This is a genomic window from Streptomyces sp. Pv4-95 (genome assembly GCF_045782725.1).
Taxonomy (GTDB): domain Bacteria; phylum Actinomycetota; class Actinomycetes; order Streptomycetales; family Streptomycetaceae; genus Streptomyces.
Window position 1 is genome coordinate 2,778,249 of sequence record NZ_CP127172.1, and the last position, 26,340, is coordinate 2,804,588.

General features: G+C 69.7%; 27 protein-coding genes. 5 read left to right on the forward strand and 22 right to left on the reverse strand.

Features of this window, described 5'->3' with window-relative positions; all coding sequences use genetic code 11:
- Window positions 1-100: 100 nt before the first annotated feature.
- Entirely contained in the window at window positions 101-949 is an 849-nt protein-coding gene (locus QOM21_RS12145; RefSeq protein WP_407549930.1) for a 3-hydroxyacyl-CoA dehydrogenase family protein, read from the reverse strand.
- Window positions 950-1,106: 157 nt separating this feature from the next.
- A complete protein-coding gene (locus QOM21_RS12150; RefSeq protein WP_407549931.1) occupies window positions 1,107-1,748 on the reverse strand; it encodes a TetR/AcrR family transcriptional regulator in 642 nt (213 codons plus the stop codon).
- Between the two features lie 80 nt (window positions 1,749-1,828).
- On the opposite strand from QOM21_RS12150, the gene QOM21_RS12155 reads away from it, so the two are divergent.
- Genes QOM21_RS12155 through QOM21_RS12165 form a run of 3 tightly spaced genes read left to right on the forward strand, consistent with a single transcriptional unit; the run spans window position 1,829 to window position 4,006 of the window.
- Window positions 1,829-2,611 carry an ABC transporter ATP-binding protein gene (locus tag QOM21_RS12155; RefSeq protein ID WP_407549932.1) on the forward strand — a complete coding sequence of 261 codons (783 nt, stop codon included), beginning with the start codon at window positions 1,829-1,831 and terminating at the stop codon, window positions 2,609-2,611.
- 53 nt (window positions 2,612-2,664) lie between these two features.
- Window positions 2,665-3,423, forward strand: coding sequence for an ABC transporter permease (locus QOM21_RS12160; RefSeq protein WP_407549933.1), 759 nt, complete (start codon window positions 2,665-2,667; stop codon window positions 3,421-3,423).
- Between the two features lie 10 nt (window positions 3,424-3,433).
- A complete protein-coding gene (locus QOM21_RS12165; RefSeq protein WP_407549934.1) occupies window positions 3,434-4,006 on the forward strand; it encodes a cob(I)yrinic acid a,c-diamide adenosyltransferase in 573 nt (190 codons plus the stop codon).
- Between the two features lie 40 nt (window positions 4,007-4,046).
- On the opposite strand, the gene QOM21_RS12170 is transcribed toward QOM21_RS12165, so the two are convergent.
- A complete protein-coding gene (locus tag QOM21_RS12170) occupies window positions 4,047-4,634 on the reverse strand; it encodes a hypothetical protein (protein WP_407549935.1) in 588 nt (195 codons plus the stop codon).
- Window positions 4,635-4,799: 165 nt separating this feature from the next.
- On the opposite strand from QOM21_RS12170, the gene QOM21_RS12175 reads away from it, so the two are divergent.
- Window positions 4,800-6,023, forward strand: a complete 1,224-nt coding sequence (locus QOM21_RS12175; protein ID WP_407549936.1) for a sensor histidine kinase — start codon at window positions 4,800-4,802, stop codon at window positions 6,021-6,023.
- A 2-nt stretch (window positions 6,024-6,025) separates the two neighbouring features.
- Window positions 6,026-6,715, forward strand: coding sequence for a response regulator (locus QOM21_RS12180; protein ID WP_407555642.1), 690 nt, complete (start codon window positions 6,026-6,028; stop codon window positions 6,713-6,715).
- Window positions 6,716-6,797: 82 nt separating this feature from the next.
- Here the strand turns inward: QOM21_RS12180 and QOM21_RS12185 are convergent, their stop codons facing one another.
- From QOM21_RS12185 to rho, 19 genes are all read right to left on the reverse strand, one after another.
- On the reverse strand, window positions 6,798-7,247 hold the full coding sequence (locus tag QOM21_RS12185) for a DUF2550 domain-containing protein (protein ID WP_393896959.1): 450 nt from the start codon (window positions 7,245-7,247) through the stop codon (window positions 6,798-6,800).
- Window positions 7,248-7,389: 142 nt separating this feature from the next.
- A complete protein-coding gene (locus tag QOM21_RS12190) occupies window positions 7,390-7,773 on the reverse strand; it encodes a F0F1 ATP synthase subunit epsilon (protein WP_393896960.1) in 384 nt (127 codons plus the stop codon).
- A gap of 110 nt (window positions 7,774-7,883) precedes the next feature.
- Entirely contained in the window at window positions 7,884-9,326 is a 1,443-nt protein-coding gene (atpD, locus tag QOM21_RS12195; protein WP_398557905.1) for a F0F1 ATP synthase subunit beta, read from the reverse strand.
- 5 nt (window positions 9,327-9,331) lie between these two features.
- The gene (locus QOM21_RS12200) at window positions 9,332-10,246 is read right to left on the reverse strand and encodes a F0F1 ATP synthase subunit gamma (RefSeq protein ID WP_407549937.1); all 915 of its coding nucleotides are present in this window, start codon (window positions 10,244-10,246) and stop codon (window positions 9,332-9,334) included.
- Window positions 10,247-10,266: 20 nt separating this feature from the next.
- The gene (gene atpA / locus QOM21_RS12205) at window positions 10,267-11,859 is read right to left on the reverse strand and encodes a F0F1 ATP synthase subunit alpha (RefSeq protein WP_393896963.1); all 1,593 of its coding nucleotides are present in this window, start codon (window positions 11,857-11,859) and stop codon (window positions 10,267-10,269) included.
- Window positions 11,860-12,075: 216 nt separating this feature from the next.
- On the reverse strand, window positions 12,076-12,891 hold the full coding sequence (locus tag QOM21_RS12210) for a F0F1 ATP synthase subunit delta (RefSeq protein ID WP_407549938.1): 816 nt from the start codon (window positions 12,889-12,891) through the stop codon (window positions 12,076-12,078).
- On the reverse strand, window positions 12,888-13,454 hold the full coding sequence (locus tag QOM21_RS12215) for a F0F1 ATP synthase subunit B (protein ID WP_398557908.1): 567 nt from the start codon (window positions 13,452-13,454) through the stop codon (window positions 12,888-12,890). The genes QOM21_RS12210 and QOM21_RS12215 overlap by 4 nt, the downstream gene beginning before the upstream one ends.
- 39 nt (window positions 13,455-13,493) lie before the next feature.
- A complete protein-coding gene (atpE, locus tag QOM21_RS12220) occupies window positions 13,494-13,745 on the reverse strand; it encodes an ATP synthase F0 subunit C (RefSeq protein WP_393896966.1) in 252 nt (83 codons plus the stop codon).
- Between the two features lie 76 nt (window positions 13,746-13,821).
- Window positions 13,822-14,619, reverse strand: coding sequence for a F0F1 ATP synthase subunit A (atpB, locus tag QOM21_RS12225; protein ID WP_393896997.1), 798 nt, complete (start codon window positions 14,617-14,619; stop codon window positions 13,822-13,824).
- Window positions 14,620-14,898: 279 nt separating this feature from the next.
- Entirely contained in the window at window positions 14,899-15,336 is a 438-nt protein-coding gene (locus tag QOM21_RS12230; protein ID WP_407549939.1) for a hypothetical protein, read from the reverse strand.
- A gap of 286 nt (window positions 15,337-15,622) precedes the next feature.
- Window positions 15,623-16,963 carry an MraY family glycosyltransferase gene (locus QOM21_RS12235; RefSeq protein WP_407549940.1) on the reverse strand — a complete coding sequence of 447 codons (1,341 nt, stop codon included), beginning with the start codon at window positions 16,961-16,963 and terminating at the stop codon, window positions 15,623-15,625.
- 98 nt (window positions 16,964-17,061) lie between these two features.
- Window positions 17,062-18,450: a serine hydroxymethyltransferase gene (gene glyA, locus QOM21_RS12240; protein WP_407549941.1), complete on the reverse strand. Its 1,389-nt coding sequence runs from the start codon at window positions 18,448-18,450 to the stop codon at window positions 17,062-17,064.
- A gap of 96 nt (window positions 18,451-18,546) precedes the next feature.
- Complete coding sequence (locus QOM21_RS12245) at window positions 18,547-19,224, reverse strand: protein-tyrosine-phosphatase (RefSeq protein WP_393896970.1); 678 nt, start codon at window positions 19,222-19,224, stop codon at window positions 18,547-18,549.
- Window positions 19,221-19,868 (reverse strand): L-threonylcarbamoyladenylate synthase, encoded by a 648-nt coding sequence (locus QOM21_RS12250; RefSeq protein WP_407549942.1) that lies wholly within the window; start codon window positions 19,866-19,868, stop codon window positions 19,221-19,223. The genes QOM21_RS12245 and QOM21_RS12250 overlap by 4 nt, the downstream gene beginning before the upstream one ends.
- Window positions 19,869-19,921: 53 nt before the next feature.
- Window positions 19,922-20,767, reverse strand: coding sequence for a peptide chain release factor N(5)-glutamine methyltransferase (prmC, locus tag QOM21_RS12255; RefSeq protein WP_393896972.1), 846 nt, complete (start codon window positions 20,765-20,767; stop codon window positions 19,922-19,924).
- A 30-nt stretch (window positions 20,768-20,797) separates the two neighbouring features.
- On the reverse strand, window positions 20,798-21,877 hold the full coding sequence (prfA, locus tag QOM21_RS12260) for a peptide chain release factor 1 (protein ID WP_393896973.1): 1,080 nt from the start codon (window positions 21,875-21,877) through the stop codon (window positions 20,798-20,800).
- Between the two features lie 168 nt (window positions 21,878-22,045).
- Window positions 22,046-22,264, reverse strand: a complete 219-nt coding sequence (gene rpmE / locus QOM21_RS12265) for a 50S ribosomal protein L31 (RefSeq protein WP_407549943.1) — start codon at window positions 22,262-22,264, stop codon at window positions 22,046-22,048.
- A gap of 175 nt (window positions 22,265-22,439) precedes the next feature.
- Complete coding sequence (locus QOM21_RS12270) at window positions 22,440-23,564, reverse strand: LCP family protein (RefSeq protein ID WP_407549944.1); 1,125 nt, start codon at window positions 23,562-23,564, stop codon at window positions 22,440-22,442.
- Between the two features lie 387 nt (window positions 23,565-23,951).
- A complete protein-coding gene (gene rho / locus QOM21_RS12275) occupies window positions 23,952-26,042 on the reverse strand; it encodes a transcription termination factor Rho (RefSeq protein ID WP_407549945.1) in 2,091 nt (696 codons plus the stop codon).
- Window positions 26,043-26,340 lie beyond the last annotated feature (298 nt).

Here is a 26,340-nt window from a genome sequence, read left to right on the forward strand (position 1 = left end):
TCATGCGGCGAAGTTGCCGCCTGTAAGCGAACCGATACCGAATTCACCCCGAGGGGTGAAGCAATCGGGTGCCCCTGCTGAAGGGGCACCTGACGCGGTCTCAGTGCTCGTAGAAGCCCTGCCCACTCTTGCGGCCGATATCGCCCGCATCGACCATTCGCCGCATGATCTCCGGCGACGCGAACTTCTCGTCCTGGGACTCGGTGTAGATGTTGTCGGCGGCGTGCAGCAGGATGTCGACGCCGGTCAGATCGGCGGTGGCCAGCGGTCCCATCGCGTGGCCGAACCCCAACTTGCAGGCGATGTCGATGTCCTCGGCGGTCGCCACACCGGACTCGTACAGCTTCGCGGCCTCGACGACCAGCGCCGTGATGAGGCGGGTGGTGACGAAGCCGGCGACGTCGCGGTTGACGACGACGCAGGTCTTGCCGACGGACTCGGCGAACTCCCGCGCGGTGGCGAGGGTTTCGTCGCTGGTCTTGTAGCCGCGCACCAGTTCGCACAGCTGCATCATCGGCACCGGCGAGAAGAAGTGCGTGCCCACGACCCGCTCGGGCCGCGAGGTGGCGGCGGCGATCTTGGTGATCGGGATGGCGGAGGTGTTGGAGGCCAGCACCGCGTCGTCCTTGGCGAGCTTGTCCAGCGCCTGGAAGATCTCCCGCTTGACCTCGATCCGCTCGAAGACGGCCTCGACGACGATGTCGGCGTCGGCGACGGCTTCCAGCTCGGTCGTGGTGGTGATCCGGGCCAGCGCCTGCTCGGCGGCGGACGCCTCCAGCTTCCCCTTGGCGACGAACTTCTCGTACGACGCCTCGATGCCACCCTTGCCGCGGGCCAGCGCGCCGTCCGTCACATCGCGGAGGACGACGTCCCAGCCCGCCTGGGCGGAGACCTGCGCGATTCCCGAACCCATGAGTCCGGCTCCGATGACGGCGAGCTTCCTTGCCACTGCTGTCCCCTAACACCCTGTGCACTTAACGGCTCTCAGGGCGACGTTAGCGGTCGTGAGCGATCGTTTGGTAGGGAAGAGATGCGCGTCACGTCTCAGATGACGGACATCACACCGACGGGGTGCCGGCCGGGGCCCCAAACCCGCCACCCGGCCGTCATTCGTCCGCCCGTACGGCGTAGTTGAGCACCTTTTCGCTCAACAGTTCCTCCATCTCGTCCAGCAGGACGAGCGCGTCCCTGGACACCTCGGCGGCGGTGCGGCCGGTGAGCATCTCGCGGGCGATGGCGCCGATGACGGTGGAGTGCACCCAGGAGATCTGGCCGGCGACGAGCAGCGGCAGCGGGTCCTCGGGGCCGGCGCCGGTCTCCTCACGGAGGGTGTCCTCCAGGTTGACCAGGCTCTCCTGCTGGAGGTACCAGAGCCGGGCCTTGAGGGTGGGGGCGTCGTGGACCACCCGCATGAAGCGGTCGTAGCCGTCGATCAGACCGAGAGACGGCGAGACGGCGACGGCCTCCTCGCGCAGTTCGCGCAGCACCGCGGCGGCCGCGGACTCACCCTTGTCGCGGCCGCGTACGGAACGCGACAACCGGTCCACCAGGTTCTTGCTGCGGTCCAGGAAGAGGTCTTCCTTCGCCGGGAAGTAGTTGTAGACGGTGTTGACCGAGACGTCGGCCGCCTCGGCGACCTCGGCGATGGTCACCGCGTCGAAGCCGCGCTCCAGGAACAGGCCGGTGGCCACGTCCGAGATGTGCTGCCGGGTCTGCCGTTTCTTCCGCTCCCTGAGCCCCTCTGCCATGCCTTCACCCTACCCTTCGCTGAGCTCCATCAAATTTTGGAGACATTGCAATATTGGTGATGCTCTGTTTTTCTGTCCCCATGCCAGTCATCAGCGCGTCCGGACTCGCCCGGACCTTCACCACCAAGAGCGGTCCCGTCGAAGCCGTGCGCGGCATCGACCTCAGCGCCGACCGCGGCGAGATTCTCGGCTTCCTCGGCCCCAACGGGGCGGGCAAGACCACCACCCTGCGGATGCTCACCACGCTGCTGGCGCCCACCGGCGGCAGCGCGACCGTGGCCGACTGCGATCTGGTCCGCGATCCCGCGGGAGTGCGCCGCGCCTCCGGGTACGTCGCCCAGTCCGGCGGCGTCGACCCCCACGTCTCGGTGCGCGAGGAGCTGGTCACCCAGGGCCGCCTCTACCGCCTGACCAAGCACCGGGCGCTCGCCCGTACCGAGGAACTGGCCGCCGAACTGGGCCTGACCGAGGTGCTCGACCGCAGGACCGCCGCCCTCTCCGGCGGTCAGCGCAGAAGGCTGGACCTGGCGATGGGCCTCGTGCACCGGCCCCGGGTGCTCTTCCTCGACGAGCCGACGACCGGCCTGGACCCCGGCAGCCGGGCCGGCCTGTGGGAGCTGGTCCGCCGCATCCGCGCCGAGCACGGCACCACCGTGTTCCTGACCACCCACTACCTGGACGAGGCCGACGCCCTCGCCGACCGCCTGGTGATCGTCGACAAGGGCGTGGTCGTCGCGGAGGGCACACCGCGGGAGCTCAAGACCACGTACGCGGGATCCGCCGACGCATCGCTGCAGGACGCCTTTCTCGCCATCACCGGACGCGGCGCCCCCGCCGCGGACACCGCCCCCGTCGCGGTCTGAGCTCCACGACCGCCCGTCGCCGCACCCCTCCCCCGCCCTCCAGGAGTCCCCCGATGTCCACCCTGCTCACCGACACCGCTCTCATCTTCGGGCGGTACGCCCGGCAGACCCTGCGCTCCCGGCTCCAGATGCTCTTCGGACTGCTGATGCCGCTGCTGTACCTGCTGTTCTTCGGTCCACTGCTCACCGATCTGCCGCTCGGCCCCGCCGGCACCAGCTCCTGGCAGGTGCTGGTGCCCGGCCTGCTGCTCCAACTCGCCCTGTTCGGCGGCGGGTTCTGCGGATTCGGCATCCTCCTGGAGAAGCAGTTCGGTGTCGTGGAGCGGATGCGCGTGACCCCCGTCAGCCGCCTGGCGCTGCTGCTCGGGCGGGTGCTGCGGGACGTCGCGTTGCTCGTCGTCCAGTCCGTGCTGCTGGTGCTGGCGGCCGTCGCGATGGGCCTGCGCGCCCCGCTGCCCGGCGTCCTCATCGGTCTCGCGTTCGTCGCCGTCCTCACCCTCGCCCTCTCCTCGCTGTCCCACGCGCTGGCCCTGAAGGTCAGCACCCCGCAGGAGTTCGCGCCCGTCATCAACGCCGTCACCATGCCGTCGATGCTGCTGTCCGGGCTGATGCTGCCGATGACCCTGGGGCCGGGGTGGCTCGATGTGCTCTCGCACCTGATGCCGTTCCGCTATCTCGTCGACGCGGTCCGGGAGGCGTTCACCGGGGGCTACGCCTCCGCTGCGCTGCTCCGCGGTGTCCTCGTCGCACTCGCGCTGACCCTGGTCTCCGTGACGCTTTGCACACGGGCCTTCAAGAAGTCCGCGGCGTAGGGTCGTCCGTATGGTGAATCTGACCCGCATCTACACCCGCACCGGCGACAAGGGCACCACCGCCCTCGGCGACATGAGCCGCACCGCCAAGACCGACTCCCGGATCTCGGCCTACGCGGACGCCAACGAGGCCAACGCGGCCATCGGCGTGGCCCTGGCGCTCGGTTCACTGCCCGACGACGTCGCCGCGGTGCTGCTGCGGGTGCAGAACGACCTCTTCGACGTCGGCGCCGACCTCTCCACCCCCGTGGTGGAGAACCCCGAATTCCCGCCGCTGCGCGTCGAGCAGACCTACATCGACAAGCTGGAGGCCGACTGCGACAGCTTCCTGGAGCAGTTGGAGAAGCTGCGCAGCTTCATCCTCCCCGGCGGCACGGCCGGCGCGGCCCTGCTCCACCAGGCGTGCACGGTCGTACGCCGCGCGGAGCGTTCGACCTGGGCGGCCTTCGAGGAGCACGGCGAGACGATGAACCCGCTCACCGCCACCTACCTCAACCGGCTGTCCGACCTGCTGTTCATCCTCGCGCGCTGCGCCAACAAGGAGGTCGGCGACGTGCTGTGGGTGCCGGGCGGCGAGCGCTAGGCAGGACACGGCCCGGGCCGCCCGGCCCGGGGTCCGGGCGTCAGCGGAGGGACTTCTCCTGCGCGCGGTCCCGCGTCCCGGGGGACGCGGGGCCGCCCGGGTCCTTCTTCTGCCAGAGGAGATACGTCAGGGCGATCAGGCCGTGGATCGCGGCCATCCGGCCCGTGGTGAACTGCCACCCGCGCAGCGACGCGGTGTCACCGCCCTCGCCGACGTACCAGATCGCCAGCTGGAGCAGGCCCGACGCGACCGCCGCCATCAGCACCGTACGCAGCCACAGCTTCCCCTCGTGCGCGGCGCGGGCGAGACCGTAGCGCGGGGGCTTGACCGGCGGCGGTCCGCCGGCGAAGCGATGCGCGAAGTGCCCGTCAACCCAGGCGATGGTGTAGTGCCCGTAGGCGACCGTGTAGCCGATGTAGACGGCGGCCAGGCCGTGCTTCCAGTCCGCGGTCGCGCCGTTCTTCAGGTCGATCGCGGTGACGACCAACAGGATCAGCTCCAGCAGCGGCTCCATCAGGAGCACCGCCGCTCCGGTGCGCGGCATGCGGGCCAGGTAGCGCAGCGCCAGACCGGCGACGAGCAGCACCCAGAAGCCGACCTCGCAGACGATGATCAACGTGACGACCACGGTGTCTCTCCTCTCGGGACGAACACCTCAAGGCTCGCAGCGCGGGCCGCCCGCCACGTCGTCGTGCGCGACGATCCAGGACTGCATCTTTCGATGTAGTCGACCGGCGGCCATCCCGGCCCGGACGTGGAGGCGGCGGGCCCCGGCGCCCTGTTTGATGGTGGGGTGACCGCCAGATCCTTCACCGCCCCAGGCCGGCCGCACCGCACCGATGTGCTCATCGCGGGCGGCGGCCTGCTCGGCGGGCTGCTGCTCTGGACGCTGAATCTGCACGGCGGCCCACCGCTCCTCGGCCTGCCGCCCGCGCTCACCCTCGTCGCGCTGGCCGTCATGTCCGGGACCGAACTGCTGCGCCGTACCGCCCCGATGACCGCACTGGGGATCGCGCTCGCGGCGCTGGCCCTGGACATCTGCTCCGGCACCCTCATCGCCACCGTCCTGATGTTCACGGACCTGATCTACGCGGCCGTCCTCTACGGCGGCCCGGCCGCCGCCCGCCGGATCCCGCAGTCCACCGTGCTGGTGACCGTGTTGGCGACCGTCGTGCTCACCGCGTTCCGGCACGACCCGCAGGTGGTGACGCTCAGCATCGCCATCGCCCTGGGCACCGTCGCCCCGGCCTGGACCGGGTTGATCATCCGCAACCACCGGGACGCCGCGCAGGCCGCCCGGCTGCGTGCCGAGCAGACCGCGCTGCTCGCCGAGGTCGACCGGGCCCAGGCGGTCGCCGGCGAACGCGCCCGCATGGCGCGCGAACTGCACGACGTGGTCGCCAACCACCTGTCCGCCATCGCGATCCACACCACCGCGGCGCAGACCCTCGACGACCCTGCGGCGACGCGTGAGGCGCTCGGTGTGATCCGCGAGAACAGCGTGCAAGGTCTGGCCGAAATGCGCCGTCTCATCGGTCTGTTGCGAGACCCCCGAGCGCCCGGCGGCACCGCGGAGCCGGCCGCGACGCCCACCCTCGACGGCCTCGACGCGTTGCTCACCAAGGCCGGCACGAACGGCGCGAGCAGCGGGCTGGCCTTCGTCCTGGACGACGCCCGGTCCGCCGACGGCGGCCGGTCCGCGGTGGCCGCGCCGGTCGAGCTCGCCGCGTACCGCATCGTGCAGGAGTCGCTGACCAACGCCCTCAAGCACGCGGCACCGGGCGAGGTGCGGGTGCGGATCACCCATGAGCGGGGCACGGCGCTCACCGTCACCGTCAGCAGCCCGTTCGCCGAGCGGCCGCGGCCCCGCGCGCCCGGATCCGGCGCCGGACTGGTCGGGATGCGCGAGCGGGTCGCCCTGCTGGGCGGGGCGTTCGAGGCCGGCCCGGAGAGCTGCCCGGCCGGTCGGTTCTGGCAGGTGCGGGCAGTGCTGCCGGCACCCGAGGAGGGAGAGTGACGATGACGGACGCCACCCGGCCGCCGATCCGGGTCCTCGTCGCGGAGGATCAGTCCGCCGTACGCGCCGGGCTCGTGCTCATCCTGCGCTCCGCCCCCGACATCGACGTGGTCGGGGAGGCCGCGGACGGCGAGGAGGCGGTACGCCTGGCCCGAGAGCTGCGCCCCGACCTGGTGCTCATGGACATCCAGATGCCCCGGCTCGACGGGGTCTCCGCCACCCGCCAGGTCGTCGCGGAGAGCCTGGCGGACGTCCTGGTGCTGACCACGTTCGACCTGGACGAGTACATCTTCGGGGCGCTGCGGGCGGGCGCCGCGGGGTTCCTGCTGAAGGACAGCGACGCGGCCGCCCTGCTGTCCGCGGTGCGGACCGTGGCGTCCGGCGACGGGCTGATCGCCCCTGCCGTGACCCGCCGGCTGATCGCGGAGTTCGCCGACCCGACTCGGGCGGTGCGGCGGGCACCGGCCGGTGACGCGCCTGATCCGGCCGTTCTGGACGCGCTCACCCGGCGCGAGCGCGAGGTGCTCGGCTGTCTGGGGCGGGGCCTGTCGAACGCCGAGATCTCGACGCGGCTGACCATGGCGGAGGCGACCGTCAAAACACATGTGAGCCGCCTGCTGGCCAAGCTGGGTCTGCGCAGCCGGGTGCAAGCCGCGGTCCTGGCACAGGAGTTGGGGGTCGACGCGCCGTGACGGGGCAGCTGCCGGCCCTCAGGCGGCGTTCACCCGCGCCCGGGCCGCAGTGCGCGGCACGGTGCCACGAGTCGTTCCTCGCTCACGCCACGTTGACGCGCTGGCCGGGCGGAGCAGCCTCCAGCCAGGCGAGGAAGCCGGTGAGGGCGTCCTCGCTCATCGCCAGTTCCAGCCGCGTACCGCGGTGGCGACAGGCGAGCACGAGGGAGTCGGAGAGCAGCGCCAGCTCTTCCTCACCCTGGGGGGTGCGGCGCTCGACGACCTCGATGGCGGAGCGCTCCAGGACGCGGCGGGGCCGGGGCGCGTAGGAGAACACCCGGAACCACTCGATCCGGTCCCCGTTGTAGCGCGCCACGCCATAGATCCAGCCCTTGCCGCTGGGCTCCGTCTCGGTCTCCGGAACGTCCCAGCGCAGGCTGCAGTCGAACGTGCCGCCGGACCGCTGGATGAGCCGTCGCCGCAGTCCGAAGACGAACAGCCCCAGCAGCACCACCAGCACGACCGCGCCGCTCACAAGCAGAGCGAGGACCATCTCGACCGACCTCCTCGCCTCGATGGGGTACCCCGGACGGAGCCCGGGGGACGGAAACGCACCTGCATTGCCTCAGCCGCGGGCCGCTCCGGAGGAGTCCGGGCAGCCCGCGGCTGAGGATCGATCTCGTCGGTGGCGGGGCTCAGTGAACGCCCGTCACCGCACGCAGACGGACATCGGCGCGACGCTCGGCGGCCGCGTCGGCCTCCGACTTCGCTCGCTCCAGGGCCCGCTCCGCGCGCTGGACATCGATCTCGTCCGACAGTTCCGCGATCTCCGCGAGCAGAGACAGCTTGTTGTCGGCGAAAGAGATGAAGCCGCCGTGCACAGCGGCGACGACGGTGCCGTCCCCGCTCTCGCCGGTCGTACGAATCGTCACCGGGCCCGACTGCAGCACGCCGAGCAGCGGCTGATGTCCGGGCATGACGCCGATGTCGCCCGACGGGGTGCGCGCGACGACAAGGCTGGCCTCGCCGGACCAGACCTGACGGTCGGCTGCGACCAACTCGACGTGCAGCTCAGCCACGATGGCTCCTCGGGTCTCCACCTGCCTGGCTCGGCAGATGTTGGGTCAAATACTAGTGGTCGTACGGGCCGGGGGCGGACAGGGCCGCCCCCGGGACCGCGAGCACGGGGTCAGGAGACGCCCAGCTCCTTGGCGTTGTTCTTGAGGTCCTCGATACCACCGCACATGAAGAACGCCTGCTCGGGGAAGTGGTCGTACTCGCCGTCGGCGATCGCGTTGAAGGCTGCGATCGACTCGTCCAGCGGAACGTCCGATCCGTCGAGACCGGTGAACTGCTTCGCCGCGTGGGTGTTCTGCGACAGGAAGCGCTCGATACGACGGGCACGGTGGACAACCAGCTTGTCCTCCTCGCCCAGCTCGTCGATACCGAGAATGGCGATGATGTCCTGCAGGTCCTTGTACTTCTGCAGGATGCCCTTGACGCGGGAGGCCGCGTCGTAGTGGTCCTGCGAGATGTAGCGCGGGTCCAGGATGCGGGACGTCGAGTCCAGCGGGTCGACCGCCGGGTAGATGCCCTTCTCCGAGATCGGACGCGACAGAACGGTCGTCGCGTCGAGGTGCGCGAAGGTCGTCGCCGGGGCCGGGTCGGTCAGGTCGTCCGCGGGGACGTAGATCGCCTGCATCGAGGTGATCGAGTGACCACGGGTCGAGGTGATGCGCTCCTGCAGGAGGCCCATCTCGTCCGCCAGGTTTGGCTGGTAACCCACCGCGGAGGGCATGCGGCCCAGCAGGGTGGAGACCTCGGAACCGGCCTGGGTGAAGCGGAAGATGTTGTCGATGAAGAACAGCACGTCCTGCTTCTGCACATCGCGGAAGTACTCCGCCATGGTCAGACCGGCCAGCGCGACGCGGAGACGGGTGCCCGGGGGCTCGTCCATCTGGCCGAAGACCAGCGCGGTCTTCTCCAGAACGCCGGAGTCCGTCATCTCGTCGATGAGGTCGTTGCCCTCACGGGTGCGCTCGCCGACGCCGGCGAACACGGAAACGCCCTCGTGCAGCTTCGCCACACGCATGATCATTTCCTGGATGAGGACGGTCTTGCCGACGCCCGCACCACCGAACAGACCGATCTTGCCGCCCTTGACGTACGGGGTCAGCAGGTCGACTACCTTCAGGCCGGTCTCGAACATCTCGGTCTTCGACTCGAGCTGGTCGAAGGCCGGGGCCTTGCGGTGGATCGGCCAGCGCTCGGTGACCTGAGCCTCCGCCTCCGGCTCGTTCAGGATGGCGCCAAGGGTGTTGAACACCTTGCCCTTGGTGATGTCGCCGACCGGAACGGTGATGCCGTCGCCGGTGTCGGTCACCGGGGCCTGGCGGACCAGACCGTCGGTGGGCTGCATCGAGATGGCGCGGACCATGCCGTCGCCCAGGTGCTGGGCGACCTCGAGGGTCAGCGTCTTGAGCTTGCCCTGCTCGGCGGGGTCGGCGACCTCGACGTGCAGTGCGTTGTAGATCTCCGGCATCGCGTCGACGGGGAACTCCACGTCGACGACCGGGCCGATGACCCGGGCGACGCGGCCCGTTGCCGTGGCCGTTTCAACAGTGGTGGTCATAGTGGTCAGTCACTCCCCGCGGTCGCGTCGGCCAGAGCACTGGCACCACCGACGATCTCGCTGATTTCCTGGGTGATTTCGGCCTGTCGGGCCGCGTTGGCAAGCCGCGAGAGCGACTTGATGAGCTCTTCTGCGTTGTCGGTCGCCGACTTCATCGCACGACGCGTGGCGGCGTGCTTGGAGGCGGCGGCCTGCAGCAGTGCGTTGTAGATCCGCGACTCGACGTACCGCGGCAGCAGGGCGTCGAGGACGTCCTCGGCCGACGGCTCGAAGTCGAACAGCGGAAGGATCTCGCCCTTGGACGACTCCTCCGCCTCCACCTCGCCGAGGTGGAGCGGCAGCAGACGCTTGTCGACAGCCGTCTGCGTCATCATCGACACGAACTCGGTGAAGACGATGTGGAGCTCGTCCACGCCGCCCTCGGCCGTGTCCTTCTGGACCGCCGCGATCAGCGGGCCGGCCACGGCCTTGGCGTCCGCGTACGTCGGGCTGTCGGTGAAGCCGGTCCACGACTCCGCGACCTGGCGCTCACGGAAGCCGTAGTACGAGACACCCTTGCGGCCGATGATGTACGTCTCGACGTCCTTGCCCTCGGCCTTGAGGCGCTCGGTGAGCGTCTCGGCGGCCTTGATGGCGTTCGAGGAGTAGCCGCCGGCCAGACCGCGGTCGCTCGTGATGAGCAGCACCGCGGCACGGGCCGGGTTGTCCACCTCGGTGGTCAGGGCGTGCTGGGTGTTCGAGCCGGTGGCAACCGCTGTCACCGCGCGGGTCAGTTCACTCGCGTACGGCGTCGACGCCGCCACCTTGCGCTGCGCCTTGACGATGCGCGAGGCGGCGATCATCTCCATCGCCTTGGTGATCTTCTTGGTCGCGGTGACGGAGCGGATGCGACGCTTGTAGACCCGGAGCTTGGCTCCCATGGATCAGGTCCCTTCCGTCGTCACTTGGCGGTGCTGACCGGAGCGTCCTCACCGAGCAGCTTGCCGTCCGAGGTCTCGAACTGCTGCTTGAAGGCGGCGACGGAATCGGTGAGCGCCTGGATGGTGTCGTCGGACATCTTGCCGCCCTCGCGAATGCTGGTCAGCAGGTCCTTCTTCTCCCGGCCCAGGTAGTCCAGGAGCTCCCGCTCGAAGCGGCGGATGTCCTCGACCGGGACGTCGTCCATCTTGCCGGTGGTGCCGGCCCAGATGGAGACGACCTCGTGCTCGGTCGAGAAGGGCGCGTACTGGCTCTGCTTCAGCAGCTCCACCATGCGCTTACCACGCTCCAGCGACGCCTTGGAGGCCGCGTCCAGGTCCGAACCGAAGGCGGCGAACGCCTCCAGCTCGCGGTACTGGGCGAGGTCCACACGCAGTCGGCCGGAGACCTGCTTCATGGCCTTGTGCTGGGCCGAGCCACCGACACGGGAGACCGAGATACCGACGTTCAGCGCCGGGCGCTGGCCCGCGTTGAACAGGTCGGACTCCAGGAAGCACTGGCCGTCGGTGATCGAGATGACGTTGGTCGGAATGAACGCCGAGACGTCGTTGGCCTTGGTCTCGACGATCGGGAGGCCCGTCATCGAACCGGCGCCCAGGTCGTCGGAGAGCTTCGCGCAGCGCTCGAGCAGACGCGAGTGCAGGTAGAAGACGTCACCCGGGTATGCCTCACGGCCCGGCGGGCGGCGCAGCAGCAGCGACACGGCGCGGTAGGCGTCGGCCTGCTTCGACAGGTCGTCGAAGACGATCAGGACGTGCTTGCCCTGGTACATCCAGTGCTGGCCGATGGCCGAACCGGTGTAGGGCGCCAGGTACTTGAAGCCCGCCGGGTCGGACGCCGGGGCGGCGACGATGGTGGTGTACTCCAGGGCACCGGCCTCCTCCAGCGCGCCGCGCACGGACGCGATGGTGGAGCCCTTCTGGCCGACGGCGACGTAGATGCAGCGGACCTGCTTCTTCGGGTCGCCCGAGCGCCAGTTGTCGCGCTGGTTGATGATCGTGTCGACGGCCAGGGCGGTCTTGCCGGTCTGGCGGTCACCGATGACCAGCTGACGCTGGCCACGGCCGATCGGGGTCATTGCGTCGACGGCCTTGTAGCCCGTCTCCATCGGCTCGTGGACCGACTTACGGACCATGACGCCCGGAGCCTGCAGCTCCAGGGCGCGGCGGCCCTCGGACTCGATCTCGCCGAGGCCGTCGATCGGGTTGCCCAGCGGGTCGACGACGCGGCCGAGGTAGCCCTCGCCCACGGCGACCGAGAGCACCTCACCGGTGCGCTGCACCGGCTGGCCCTCCTCGATGCCGCTGAACTCGCCGAGGACAACCGCACCGATCTCGCGCTCTTCGAGGTTGAGCGCAAGACCGAGCGTGCCGTCCTCGAACTTCAGCAGCTCGTTCGCCATCGCCGAGGGAAGGCCCTCGACCTTCGCGATGCCGTCCCCGGCCTCGCTGACCGTGCCGACCTCCTCGCGCGAGGCCGCGTCCGGCTTGTACGCCTGGACGAAGTTCTCCAGCGCGTCCCGGATCTCCTCCGGCCGGATCGTGAGCTCCGCCATCTGGGTTCCCTGCTCTCCTATGTTGGGCCCGAAGTTACTTGCGGGTGTCTGGGGGGCTGTCCCCCAGGGGGTTTCCGCCTACGGCCCAACTCGGGCCGCCGTCGTGCTTGTGCTGTGTCCCCGACGGTGGCTTCCGGACCGCAGCCGGATCTTTCGATCCGGCCGTCTGGCCCGGCGTCCTCCGCCGGCTGTGCAGCTCTTGAGTTGGTGGGTGGGTCAGCCGGCCATCCGTCGGGCCACCTCGTCGAGGCGGTCCGCGATGGTCCCGTTGATGACCTCGTCGCCGATGCGCACCTGCACACCGCCGAGGACCTCGGGGTCCACGTCGAGGTTCAGGTGGATCTGCCGTCCGTACGTCGCGGCCAGTGCAGCGCCGAGGCGCTGACGCTGCCCCTCGCTGAGGGGCACCGCGGAAGTGATCACCGCGACCATGCGGTCCCGGCGGCTCGCCGCAAGCTTGGAGAGGGCATCGAACCCTGCTTCCAGGCTACGGCCCCGCGGCTGTCCGACAAGACGGACCACGACTCGCTCGGTGACCGGGTTGGCCCGGCCGCCCAGCAGCGAGCGCAGCAGCTCCGTCTTGGCCGTGACCGAGGCGTTCTGGTCGGTCAGCGCACTGCGCAGCTCGGGGTTCGAGGTGACGATCCGGCTGAACCGGAACAGTTCGTCCTCGACGTCGTCGAGCTGACCGGCCCGCTGGGCCGCGACGAGGTCGGCGCTGTAGGCCAGCTCCTCGATCGAGTCCGACAGGTCACGCGAGCGCGACCAGCGGGAGCGGACCATGCCGCTGACCAGTTCGGTGGTCGGGCCGCCGACCCGGCCACCGAGCAGGCGCTCGGCCAGCTCGGCTCGCGCCTGGCCGGTCTGCGCCGGGTCGGTCAGGACCCGACGCAGCGACACCTCGCGGTCGAGCAGAGCGGTGACGGCAGCCAGCTCCTCGGCGAGCGTCGCCGCGTCGACGGAGGTGTTGTCCGTCAGCGCGTCGAGCTGCTCGCGTGCGGAGGCGAGTGCCTCGCGGCTCGCTCCATTCATCGGCCGGCCTCAGCCTTCGTCGTGTCCGACGCCGCGTTGGCCTCGAGCTCGTCGAGGAAGCGGTCGATGGTCCGGCTCTGCCGGGCGTGGTCCTCGAGGGACTCGCCGACGAGCTTGCCGGCCAGTTCGGTGGCGAGGGAGCCCACGTCCTGACGCAGCGACTGTGCGGCCTGCTTCCGGTCCGCCTCGATCTGGGCGTGACCGGCAGCGATGATTTCCTCACGCTGCCGCTGGCCCTCGGCGCGCATCTCGGCGATGAGCGTCGCGCCCTGCTCCTGCGCCTCCTGGCGCAGACGCGCGGCCTCGTGGCGGGCGTCGGCGAGCTGTGCCCGGTAGTCCTCGAGCACCTGCTGCGCCTCGGCCTGCTTCGCCTCGGCATCGTCCATACGGCCTTCGATCGACGCCCGACGCTCGTCCAGAACCTTGTTGATGTTCGGGAGAAGCTTCTTGGCGAGGAAGCCGAAGACGATGAAGAAAGCGATCAGGCCGATGACCAGCTCTGGAATCGGCGGGACCAGCGGGTTCTCAGGAACCTCCGCCGCCATGTTCACCAGGGCGTTCACATCAGTGCCTTCCGTCTGAATCGAATGTCGATGGTTCGTTTACTTGAAAACGAAGCCCATGACGATGCCGATCAGGGCGAGCGCCTCACAGAACGCGAAACCCATGATCTGGTTGGTGCGGATCAGGCCGGCAGCCTCGGGCTGACGGGCCAGGGCCTGGGTGCCGTTACCGAAGATGATGCCGACGCCGACGCCGGGACCGATCGCGGCCAGGCCGTAGCCGATGGCGCTGGCGCTGCCGGTGAAGGCATCCGCGGAGGCAAGGTTGACGGTTTCGAGAGCAGCGGACATGCCGTTACTTCCTTCTCATTTCACGGACCGGTGGGGGTTGGCCACCGGACAGCTGTTGGGCGGGGAGTCGGGGCGCTCAGTGGTGCTCGGCGAGCGCGCCCTGAACGTAGTTGCAGGCCAGGAGGACGAAGACGTACGCCTGAACGGCCTGGATGAAGAGCTCGAAGGCTGTCATCACGAGGGTCATGACGAACGAGGCGCCGGCGTAGATGATGCCGATGCCGTTCAGCAGGTACCAGCTGGCGATGGTGAACATCAAGATCAGCATGTGACCCGCGAACATGTTCGCGAAGAGCCGGACGGCGTGCGTGAACGGCCGGATGATCACGTTGGAGAAGAACTCGATGACGACGATCAGCGGCAGAACCCAGCCGAGCGACTTGTCGTAACCGGTGATGTTCTTCCAGCCGCCGACGAAGCCGTGCTTCTTGAACGTCAGGTACATCCAGAGGATGTAGACGATCAGCGCGAGGCCCGCCGGGAACGCGATGACCGAGGTCACGGGGAACGCCATGAGCGGGATGATGGACCAGAGGTTCATGATCCAGACGAAGAAGAACAGGGCGACCATGAAGGGGACGTATTTGTCGCCCTCCTTCTTGCCCAGTGCGTCATAGACCAGACCCCGGCGCACGAAGTCGTAGCCCGCCTCGCCGACCATTTGCAGCTTTCCGGGAACAACCTTGGCCTTCGCGAATGCGGCCCAGAAGAACCACACAACGACGACGGTGCTGAGGAAGGCCAGCAGCATCGGCTTGTTGAACTCGAAGCCACCGACCGTGAAGAGGGGCTCGAAGACGAACGAATGAAGACCCGGGGCCTCGAAGCCACACCCCGGGATCAAGAGGTGGCACTCCGTGTCGAAGGCGAGCATCGTTTCAGCACTCACCGCGGGCTCCTTCAGCGTGGCGCATGGGTACGGCAACCTCGTTGTGTCGGCGCGGCGTTGAGCCACGGTGCGGCACTGGACTGGTCTTACGGATGTGGGGGCGGCTGGTCGGCGCTGGGCCGGGTCGGATCACAGGCATGGGCCATGAGGACTGCCCGTTCCATCCCGTGGAACCGGGGCGCTCAGCCGCCTGCGCCAACTGTGCCGCAGTTGGCACCGGACGATAGCAGGCCCGCATGGGGGCTTTTATTCCGGCCCTACGTGTCACGTCGGCGACCCCGCCGTCTCCGCCTTCTTCGCTTCCGCGGAGTCGGGGTCGACGTACAGGGTCTTCGCCTTCATGTGGCCGCGGGTCTGTGCCGCGATCCACACGAGAGTGGTACCGAGCAACGTGAACGCAAAAGCCTTTGTGTCGAAGAGCGTTGTGTCCTTGAAGGCCAACAGGAAGACAAGGACGGCCAGAATCTGCACCGTGTACAGCAGGAGTCCCATCATCTGGAACAGCTGCGGGTGGTTCCGGGCGGTGCTCTGCAGAACGACGAGCCCGGCACCCATCACGATCAGCACCAGCGCGGTGCCGAGGACGGCTCCGATCGCTCCCGTCCCGCCTGCGACCGCAGCGCTCACGGCAACGGCGATGGCGCCGATGGCGAGCGTGGGCACAACGGCGTGAAGGAGTAGTCGGGCGTCATTCGACTGCATGGCGGCGCTCCGGCAAGGGGTGGGGGTTGTCGTCAGGGACGAGCGTAGTCCCGGCCTGAGGCTGAACCTGAGGCCAAAAGACCGTCGCACTACGGCCCTTCGGCTCTATCGCCGGGTTTCGTGAACGGTATCACAAACTATTTGATGAGGTCTTTACCTGTTCGTGTGGACCCTGTCACACCTGAGCGTGAACGCGCGCGTTGGTGCACTGACGGCCGGCCTTTTGTCTGGTATGAGGCCAACCACCCCGGTTTCCGACGCCGGTTGACGCGGCCGGAGCGGGAAGTCAGCGGTGACTGTCCGCCCGGCGGCGGTCCACGAAGCGTGACCGGTCGCCGATCGCGGTGGCGCCGTGGATGCCCGCCGGGACCCGTTCGCGCTCCTCCTCGGCGTCCTGCGCGGCATCTGCGTCCGTCGTCGCGGACACCTCCACCGCCGGCCCGCCGACGACCCTGCGGTAGCGCGGCGGAACCAGCCGCTCCGCCCAGCGCGGCGCCCGCGGCGTGAACCGGGGCAGCAGGAGCAGCACCAGGCCGACCGCACTCAGCAGCACGATGCCGAGGACGATCCACATGCTGGCGTTGTTCACCGAATAGGCGACCGCGCCGAAGGCGATCAGCGCCGACCAGAAGTACATGATCAGCACGGCACGGCTGTGCGAGTGGCCGATCTCCAGCAGCCGGTGGTGGAGATGACCGCGGTCGGCGGCGAACGGCGACTGGCCCTTCCAGGTCCGGCGCACGATCGCCAGGATCAGGTCGGCGACGGGGACCGCGATGACGGTCAGCGGCAGCAGCAGCGGGATGTAGACCGGCACCATCGCGTGAGTCGCCTCACGCAGACCGCCCGCCTTCAGGTTGAGCAGATCCGGATCCACCTGGCCGGTGACCGAGACGGCACCCGCGGCCATCACCAGACCGATCAGCATCGAACCCGAGTCGCCCATGAAGATCCGCGCCGGATGCATGTTGTGCGGCAGGAAGCCCAGGCACATGCCCATTAGAACGACCGAGAACAGCGTTGCGGGCGCGGCCGCCTCGATGCCGTAGCCGAACCACATCCGGTACGCGTACATGAAGAAAGCCGCGGCGGCGATGCACACCATGCCGGACGCGAGACCGTCCAGGCCGTCGACGAAGTTGACCGCGTTGATGGTGATCACGACCAGCGCGACGGTCAGCAGCGTGCCCTGCATGGGAGTGAGCGAGACCGTGCCGACACCGGGGATCGGGATCCACAGGATCGTCAGGCCCTGGAGGACCATCACACCCGCGGCGATCATCTGGCCGCCCAGCTTGACCAGAGCGTCCACGCCCCACTTGTCGTCCAGTACGCCGAGAATCCAGATCAGCGCGGCGCCGGAGAGCAGCGCCCGTGGCTCGTTGGAGTTCTCGAAGACGCTCTTGAGGTTCGTCAGATGCGAGGCGACCAGCAGCCCCGCGCACAGCCCGCCGAACATCGCGATACCGCCGAGCCGCGGTGTCGGCTCGCGGTGCACGTCACGCGCACGGATCTCCGGCATCGCCCCGGCCGCGATCGCGAACTTCCGCACCGGGCCGGTCAGCAGGTAGGTCACCGCGGCCGTGACGCACAGCGTCAGCAGGTATTCACGCACGGGCTGCCCCATTGGTATAGCTGGCCATCACAGCCACACACCCTATGCGTGTCAGCCCCCTGGCCGTGAATACAGGAAGAGACGCACGCCGTCAGCGGATGGTTCCGGCCTCAGACCTGATCGGGATAAGGGGGGAATCCACGGACCAAAGCGACGGTCTCCGAGCGGCCCGGTCCCTCCTCGCGCAGCGCCGCGCCGATCAGCGCGGCGATCCGCCGCATCTCGGGCGCGCCCATCCCCTGCGTCGTCACCGCCGCCGTGCCCAGCCGGATGCCCGTCCTGCGGGCGGCGGGGTCGAGCGGGGCGTCGGGGCACGGCAGCGCGCAGGTGTCCAGCACGATCCCGGCGGCGGCCAGCCGGCCCCTGGCGGTGCGCGCGTCCAGCCCCAGCGGGGCGGTGTCCGCGGTGATCAGGTGCGTGTCGGTGCCGCCCGTGGTGATCGTCAGTCCCTGGCCGGCCAGCTCCTCCGCGAGGACGCGGGCATTGGCGGTGACCTGTTGGGCGTACTCGCCGAACGCGGGCGTGGCGGCCTCCCCGAAGGCGACGGCCTTGGCGGCCACCGCGTTCATCTGGGCACCCCCCTGGGTGAAGGGGAACACCGCCCGGTCGATCCGCTCCGCCAGCCGGGAGCCGCAGAGGATCATCCCGCCCCGGGGCCCGCGCAGCACCTTGTGGGTGGTGGCGCAGACCACGTGCGCGTACGGGACGGGGCTGGGCGCCGCTCCCCCGGCGACCAGGCCGATCGGATGCGCCACATCCGCGATCAGGTAGGCGCCGGTCTCGTCGGCGATATCGCGGAACGCGGCGTAGTCCATGTGCCGGGGATAGGAGATCGAGCCGCAGACGATGGCCTTGGGCCGGCGTTCCCGGGCCAGGGCGCGGATCGCGTCGTAGTCCAGCAGGCCGGTCTCCTCGTCGAGGCCGTATCCGACGAAGTCGAACCAGCGGCCCGAGAAGTTGGCCGGTGAGCCGTGCGTGAGGTGGCCGCCGTGCGGGAGGGACATGGCCAGGACTGTGTCTCCGGGGCGCAGCAGGGCGGCGTAGGCGGCCAGTACGGCCGAAGACCCCGAGTGGGCCTGGACGTTGGCGTGTTCGGCGCCGAACAGGGCCTTGGCGCGTTCGACGGCGATCCGCTCCGCGAGGTCGACGAGTTCGCAGCCGCCGTGGTGCCGCGCGCCGGGATAGCCCTCGGCGTACTTGTTGGCCAGCGGGGAGCCGAGGGCCGCCAGCACGGCGGGCGAGGTGAAGTTCTCCGCGGCGATCAGCTGGAGCCCGTCACCCTGCCGGGCGCCCTCCCCGAGCAGGACACCGGCGATCTCCGGGTCCTGGTGGAGCAGGGAGGCGAAGTCGGGTGCGCCGGCCGGAACGGTCCCTTCGCGGGCCGCGGCCCGTGCCCGGTCCTCGATCGTCTCGGGCGCACCGGCGCCCGACGGAGGCTCGGCGGCCTGCACACGGCCGTCCTGGCTCTGGCTGCGGGGTGACGCGGTGGTGGCGGGCATGGCGTGCTCCGGGCCTCGTACGGGGACGTAGTCCCAATGTAGGCGCGGCGGGGCGATCGGGCGCGGTGTGTGGAGCGGTCGGGCGGTGTCCCCGTCTCAGGCGCGCGCGGGGACCCCGGTGAGGGCCGTGACGACCGGGTCGAGCGCCTGGTTGATCTCGTCGCCGATGGAGCGGAAGAAGGTGATGGGGGCGCCGTAGGGGTCGTAGACCTCGTCGGACTCCGGATTGGGCGCCAACAGCCAGCCGCGCAGCGCGGCGGCGGCACCGACCAGCGCACGGGCGCGCTCCACCAGCCCGCCGCCCGGCAGCGCCAGGTCGGGCTCGGGCAGCGTGGCGGGGTCTATGGCGCGCACCAGCCGGTTGAATTCCTTGAGCGTGAAGGTACGCAGCCCGGCGGAGTGGCCCATCGAGATGACCTGCGCGCGGTGGTCGCGGGTCGCGGTGAGGACCAGGTCGGCGCGGATGACGTGCTCGTCGAGCAGCTCGCGGCCGATGAAGCCGGCCGGGTCCGCGCCGTAGTCGGCGAGCACCGTGGCGGCGTGCGCCTCCATGGGGGCGCCTTCATGGCCCCAGGTGCCGGCGCTCTCCACCAGCAGTCCCCCGCTGCGGGACTCGCCCAGACGCAGCTCCAGGGCATGGCGGTGCAGCCGCTCGGTGATCGGCGAGCGGCAGACGTTGCCGGTGCTGACGTGGAGGATCCGAAACGGCGGTGCAGGGGGAAGGAAGGTCTCGTCGCCCTGTCCCGCTATGCCACGCCCCAGGGGCGCCATCAATTGGCCACCTCGAGCTCGGGTACGACCTTGCGCAGCTCGTCCGCGCTGATCGCGCCCTCGCGCAGCAGCACCGGAACCGCACCGGTGACGTCGACGATCGAGGACGGTACGGCGGCGGGCGTCGGACCGCCGTCGAGGTAGACGGAGACCGAGTCGCCGAGCATCTCCTGGGCGGCGTCGCAGTCCTGCGGGGAGGGGTGGCCGGTGAGGTTGGCGCTGGAGACGGCCATCGGGCCGAAGTCGGTGAGCAGCTCGATCGCCACCGGGTGCAGCGGCATCCGCACCGCGACCGTGCCACGGGTCTCGCCCAGGTCCCAGGTCAGCGACGGCTGGTGGTTGGTGACGAGGGTCAGCGCGCCGGGCCAGAAGGCGTCGACCAGCTCCCATGCCTGCTCGGAGAAGTCGGTGACCAGGCCGTGCAGGGTGTTCGGGGATCCGACGAGGACCGGGGACGGCATCCCGCGGCCGCGGCCCTTGGCCTCCAGCAGGTCGCCCACCGCCTCGGCGCTGAAGGCGTCCGCGCCGATGCCGTAGACGGTGTCGGTCGGCAGCACGACCAGCTCGCCGCGGCGGACGGCCGATGCGGCCTCGCGCAGACCGGTCGCGCGGTCGGTCGCGTCGCTGCAGTCGTATCGCCGTGCCATTTAACGGACCTCCTCGTGCGGAACGGATACTTCAGGCGTCGTGGCGGTACGCGTCATGGCGTCGCCCGGCGCGCGGTGGCGAAACGGGGCCGGTTGTTGAGGTCGGGGTGGTCGGCCGCGTCGGCCCAGCCCCGTTCCTCGGTGAAGATCCACGGCACCTGGCCGCCCTGGGTGTCGGCGTGCTCGATGACGACGATGCCGCCGGGCCGCAGCAGGCGGTGGGCGGTCCGCTCGATGCCACGGATGGTGTCCAGGCCGTCCTCGCCCGAGAACAGCGCGAGCTCCGGGTCGTGGTCGCGCGCCTCGGGTGCGACGTACTCCCACTCGGTCAGCGGGATGTACGGCGGGTTGGAGACGACCAGGTCGACCTGCCCGTCCAGTTCGGGAAGCGCGGTCAGCGCGTCCCCCTGGTGAAGAACGACGCGGGACCCCTCGACGTTCTTGCGGGCGTACTGCAGAGCTTCCTCGGACAGCTCCACGGCGTGCACCCGCGAGCGCGGGACCTCCTGTGCGAGCGCCAGGGCGATGGCCCCGGAGCCGGTGCACAGGTCGACGATCAACGGCTCGACGACGTCCATGGCGCGCACCGCGTCTATCGCCCAGCCGACCACCGACTCGGTCTCCGGCCGGGGCACGAACACCCCTGGCCCGACGTGGAGTTCGAGGTAGCGGAAGAAGGCGCGGCCGGTGATGTGCTGGAGTGGTTCGCGGGCCTCACGGCGGGCGATCGCCTCCCAGTAACGGGCGTCGAAGTCCGTGTCGGGGACGGCGTGCAGCTGGCTCCGCTTGACGCCGTGCACATGCGCGGCGAGCTCCTCGGCGTCGAAACGCGGTGAGGGCACGCCGGCGTCGGCCAGCCGCTGGGTGGCCTGGGCCACCTCGGCGAGCAGCAGATTCACGGGCTTCCTCCAGCCGGTACGTACAGCGTCTTACTGGGCGGCGGCGAGCTTGGCGGCCGAGTCGGCATCCACGCAGGCCTGGATGACCGGGTCGAGCTCCCCGTCGAGCACCTGGTCCAAGTTGTACGCCTTGAAGCCGACCCGGTGGTCCGAGATGCGGTTTTCGGGGAAGTTGTACGTACGGATGCGCTCCGAGCGGTCGACCGTTCGAACCTGGCTGCGCCGGGCGTCCGACGCCTCCTTCTCGGCCTCTTCCTGGGCCGCGGCCAGCAGCCGCGAGCGCAGGATGCGCATGGCCTGCTCCTTGTTCTGGAGCTGGCTCTTCTCGTTCTGGCAGGAGACGACGATGCCGGTGGGCAGGTGGGTGATGCGCACCGCGGAGTCGGTGGTGTTGACGGACTGGCCGCCGGGGCCCGAGGAGCGGTAGACGTCGATGCGCAGGTCGTTGGGGCCGATCTCGACCTCGACCTCCTCGGCCTCGGGCGTGACGAGCACGCCGGCCGCGGAGGTGTGGATACGGCCCTGCGACTCGGTCGCGGGCACCCGCTGGACGCGGTGCACCCCGCCCTCGTACTTCAGCCGCGCCCAGACGCCCTGGCCGGGCTCGGTGGCACCGTTGCCGCCCTTGGTCTTCACGGCGACCTGGACGTCCTTGTACCCGCCGAGGTCGGACTCGTTGGCCTCGAGGATCTCGGTCTTCCAGCCGGCCCGCTCGGCGTAGCGCAGATACATCCGCAGCAGGTCGCCGGCGAACAGCGCGGACTCCTCGCCGCCCTCGCCGGCCTTGACCTCGAGGATGACGTCCTTGTCGTCGCTGGGGTCGCGCGGGACGAGCAGCAGCCGCAGCTTCTCGGTCAGCTCGTCGCGCCGGGCGTCGAGCTCCTTGACCTCATCGGCGAAGTCCGGGTCGTCCGCGGCGAGTTCGCGCGCGGTCTCCATGTCGTCGCCGGTCTGCTTCCAGGAACGGTAGGTCGCGATGATCGGGGTCAGCTCGAAGTAGCGCTTGTTCAGCCGCTTGGCCTCGCGCTGGTCGGCGTGGACCGCGGGGTCGGCCAGCCGCTTCTCGAGATCGGCGTGCTCACCGATCAGTTCCTCGACCGCCTCGAACATCGTGGGGTTCCCTCTGCTGGCTGACTGTGTCTTCCCGGGGGCGGTCAGATGTGCGGCGGTGCCGCGAACCCCCGGACCCCCGCCCGGAGGGCAGGGGGCCTGGACGACAAAACGCCGGTCCGGTCACCCCTGAGCAGGGGCGACCGGAGACCGGCGCCTTGCGGGTCGCTACTTCTTGGCAGCGCCCTTGCCGAAGCGGGCCTCGAAGCGGGCCACGCGGCCGCCCGTGTCCATGATCTTCTGCTTGCCCGTGTAGAACGGGTGGCACTCGGAGCAGATGTCGGCGCGGATGCTGCCGCCGGCAACGGTGCTACGGGTGGTGAACGACGCGCCACAGGTGCAGCTGACCTGGGTCTCGACGTACTCCGGGTGGATGTCGCGCTTCAAGGGGTTCTCCTAGGTTCGGGAGTGCTCCGGGTCGTGTCGCGGGTTGCGTCACGTGAACCGGGGCCGACGGTCCAGTCTGCCAGGACTCGCCGTATCTCCCAAAACCGGGGTACACGCGCAACTATTCCCCCGCGCCGGCCCGGGGCCCGTGCGGGCCCCGGGTGAGCGCGTTCGGCTACTTCACGTAGGCGTCCGTGCCGCCCTTGTCACCGGCCGAGTCCTTGATCGCGGACTTCGGGATGGCCTTGTCGTGCCGCAGCGCGTCCCAGACCTGCTTGCTCTGCTTGGTCAGCGGCAGCACCCGGTCGGGGTCGGCGGTGTCGTAGGTGACCGGCAGCGTCACCATGTCGATCTTCTCCGACCCGATCCCGGACAAGCCCTTGGCCAGCCCGCTCAGCTCGCTGACGGAGTTGAGGTCGGTGTCGGTGGTGACCGCCTTGGTGGCCGTGTCGGCGACGTCGTACAGCTTGGTGGGGTTGCTGAGCACCCCGACGTCCTTGACCTGCTTCATCAGCGCCTTGATGAAGGCCTGCTGGAGCTGGATGCGGCCGAGGTCGCTGCCGTCGCCCCCGGGGACGCCGTGCCGGGTCCTGACCAGGCCCAGGGCGTCCTCACCGTTGAGGGTGTGCTTGCCGGGCTGCAGGTGCAGGTGGCTGTTGTCGTCGTTGATCGCCTTGGTGGTGGTGATGCCCACCCCGCCCAGCGCGTTGATGAGCTTCTTGAAGCCGGTGAAGTCGACCTCGACGAAGTGGTCCATGCGGATGCCGCTCATCGACTCGACGGTCTTGACGGCACACGCCGGGCCACCGACCTCGTAGGCGGTGTTGAACATCGCCCGCTGCGCGCCGGGGACGTCCTTGCCGTCCTTGACGCAGTCCGGCCGCTTGATCATGGTGTCGCGCGGGACGCTGACGACGCTGGCCTTCTTGTGGCCCTTGTAGACGTGCAGGATCATGGCCGTGTCGGAGCGTGCGCCGCCCTCGTCCTTGCCGTACTGCCCGTTCTTGCCCGCCCGGGAGTCGGATCCCATGACGAGGATGTCCATCGAACCGTTGTCGACGTTGTCCGGCCGGTCCTTGCCGAGGGCGGCGTTGATGTCGACGCCCTTCAGGTTGCCGTTGAGTTTGAAGTAGACGTATCCGAGGCCGGCTCCGCCGAGCAGTGCGACGCTGACCAGCGCACACAGCGTGATCGTCAGCACTCGGCGGCGTCGGGTCGGCCCCTTGCGCCGGCGGCCCGTGGCACGTATGCCGCGGGCCCGGCTCTCGGCCGTCTTCGCGGTCCCGTTGCTGTCCGCCATCTGCTCCTCAGTCCTCGTTCTCTCGACTGCCCCTCGCCATCACCGTGCTCCGTGCACCACGGGTTGTTGCTTGTCCAGACGGGAGGTAGACGGGAAGCGTTGCACAGCGACCTGTGTGGGTTTTCGTGACGCCGGGCCGCCGGCGCCCCGACGCGAAAGCGGACCCTCGTCCTCCTCACCAGGGATTTCGCCGGATTCCGCGGCGCGGCGCGAACCGGTCGAAGACGCCGCGATCTGTGCCGAAGGTCTCAGCCGCGCAATGCCGTGCGTGCCGTACGGGCGGCGCAGGTCACACCGTGCGGGCCACCCGGTGAACGGTCGTGCACGCAGCACGGAGCCCTCCTCACCGCGAGGGTGAGGAGGGCTCCGTGTGCGTTGCCAGGGGCGTCAGTCGTTGCCGTTGCCGCCCATGCCCGGCGTCGTCTTCTGGATCTGGAGCAGGAACTCCGCGTTGGACTTCGTCTGCTTCATCTTGTCCAGCAGCAGCTCGATGGCCTGCTGCTGGTCCAGTGCGTGCAGCACCCGACGCAGCTTCCAGACGACGGAGAGCTCGTCGCTGCCCATCAGGATCTCTTCCTTACGGGTACCGGACGCGTCGACGTCCACCGCGGGGAAGATGCGCTTGTCGGCGAGCTTGCGGTCGAGCTTGAGCTCCAGGTTGCCGGTGCCCTTGAACTCCTCGAAGATCACCTCGTCCATCCGCGAGCCGGTGTCGACCAGCGCGGTGGCCAGGATGGTCAGCGAGCCGCCGTCCTCGATGTTGCGCGCGGCACCGAAGAAGCGCTTCGGCGGGTACAGCGCGGTCGAGTCGACACCACCGGACAGGATGCGGCCGGAGGCGGGCGCCGCGAGGTTGTACGCGCGGCCCAGACGGGTGATGGAGTCCAGCAGGACGACCACGTCGTGACCCAGCTCGACGAGACGCTTGGCGCGCTCGATGGCCAGCTCGGCGACGGTGGTGTGGTCCTCGGCCGGACGGTCGAAGGTCGAGGAGATGACCTCGCCCTTGACCGACCGCTGCATGTCGGTGACCTCTTCGGGCCGCTCGTCGACGAGGACGACCATCAGGTGGCACTCGGGGTTGTTGCGGGTGATCGCGTTGGCGACCGCCTGCATGATCATGGTCTTACCGGTCTTCGGCGGGGCCACGATCAGACCGCGCTGGCCCTTGCCGATGGGCGCGACCAGGTCGATGATGCGGGTCGTCAGGCCGCCCGACTCACCCTCCAGGCGCAGTCGCTCCTGCGGGTAAAGGGGCGTCAGCTTGCCGAACTCGGCGCGGTTGCGGCCCTGTTCGGGGGCAACGCTGTTGACGGTGTCGAGACGCACCAGCGCGTTGAACTTCTCGCGCCGCTCGCCGTCCTTGGGCTGGCGGACCGCACCGGTGACGTGGTCGCCCTTGCGCAGGCCGTTCTTCCGGACCTGGGCGAGGGAGACGTACACGTCGTTCGGGCCGGGCAGGTAGCCGGAGGTCCGGATGAACGCGTAGTTGTCGAGGATGTCGAGGATGCCCGCGACGGGGATCAGGACATCGTCCTCGGAGACCTGCGGCTCGTTGCCGAAGTCCTCGCGTCCGCCACGACGGCCACGGCGGTCGCGGTAGCGGCCGCGGCGGCCACGGCGGCCGCCCTCGAAGTCGTCGTCGTCCTCGGCCCGGCGGTTGTCGCGCTGGCGGTTGCCGCCCTGGCCCTGGCCGCCGTCACCGGCGTCGTTCTTACGACGGTCGCCGCGGTCGCGCTGGCCACGCTGGCCGCGCTCCTGACGGTCGCCACGGTCACCGCGCTCCTGGCGGTCCCCGCGGTCGCCCTTCTGGCCCCGCTCCTGGCGGTCGCCGCGGTCCTGGCGGTCGCCGCCCTTGTTCGGACGGCCGTCGGCGGTGTCCTGGCCGGGGGCCGCGGTGTCGGTCTTGGCCTCCGTCTTGACGGCGCCGGCGTCGGCCTTGGCCTCGGTCGCGACGTCACCGGAGGCGGCGTCGGGGCTGCCCGCGGCGGCGGTGGCCCGGCGCCGACGGCGCTCGCCGGCCGGCTGCTCGTCGCTGACCGGCTGGCCCGGGATGTCGATCTGCTGCTGGTCGCCGGACTTCTCGGCGGCCTTGTCGGCCTTGGTGGCCTTGGCAGCGGGCCGCTCGGCGGTGTCGTCGCCGGTGCGGGCCTTGGAGGTGGTGCGGCGCTTCGGCTTGGTCTCGGAGTCCGCGGGCGCGTCGGCCTTGGCCGCGGAGCCGGAGCCCCCGGCCTGCTTCTCCTTGATGACCTCGATCAGCTGGCTCTTGCGCATCCGCGCGGTGCCCTTGATGCCGAGGCCGGAGGCAACCTGCTGGAGCTCTGCCAGGACCATGCCGTCAAGGCCGGTGCCCGAACGGCGTCGCCGCGAGGCAGGGGCTGTGGCAGCACCGGTGGCAGGCGCGGCGGGAGCGTCCGTGGCGGGCGCGGTGGCACTGCCATCGGTGCGCACGCCCATCAGATCGGTGGTGTCGCTCACGAAGGGTCCTTCCCTGGAGCGGGCGTCGGCCTGTCTGGCTCGGCGACCGGTTGTGCTGTCCGGCTGTGGTCCTTGGTCTGACGGACCGGGGCCGGGGCGGTGGTCCCGCCGGATACGGCGGAAAGATCAGTGCTGGTTCCGGCGCGAAGAGATGCAGAGTGACTCATGTCGTCACGCCGATTCCGGAGCGTGCTCACTTCTGCTCAGGCCATTGCTCCAAGCAGTTTGGGAGGCTCCCGGAAGAAAGTGGTCCCGATGGGGGACACGAAGCACCGCGCCACTCAGGCGTCGAGTACTG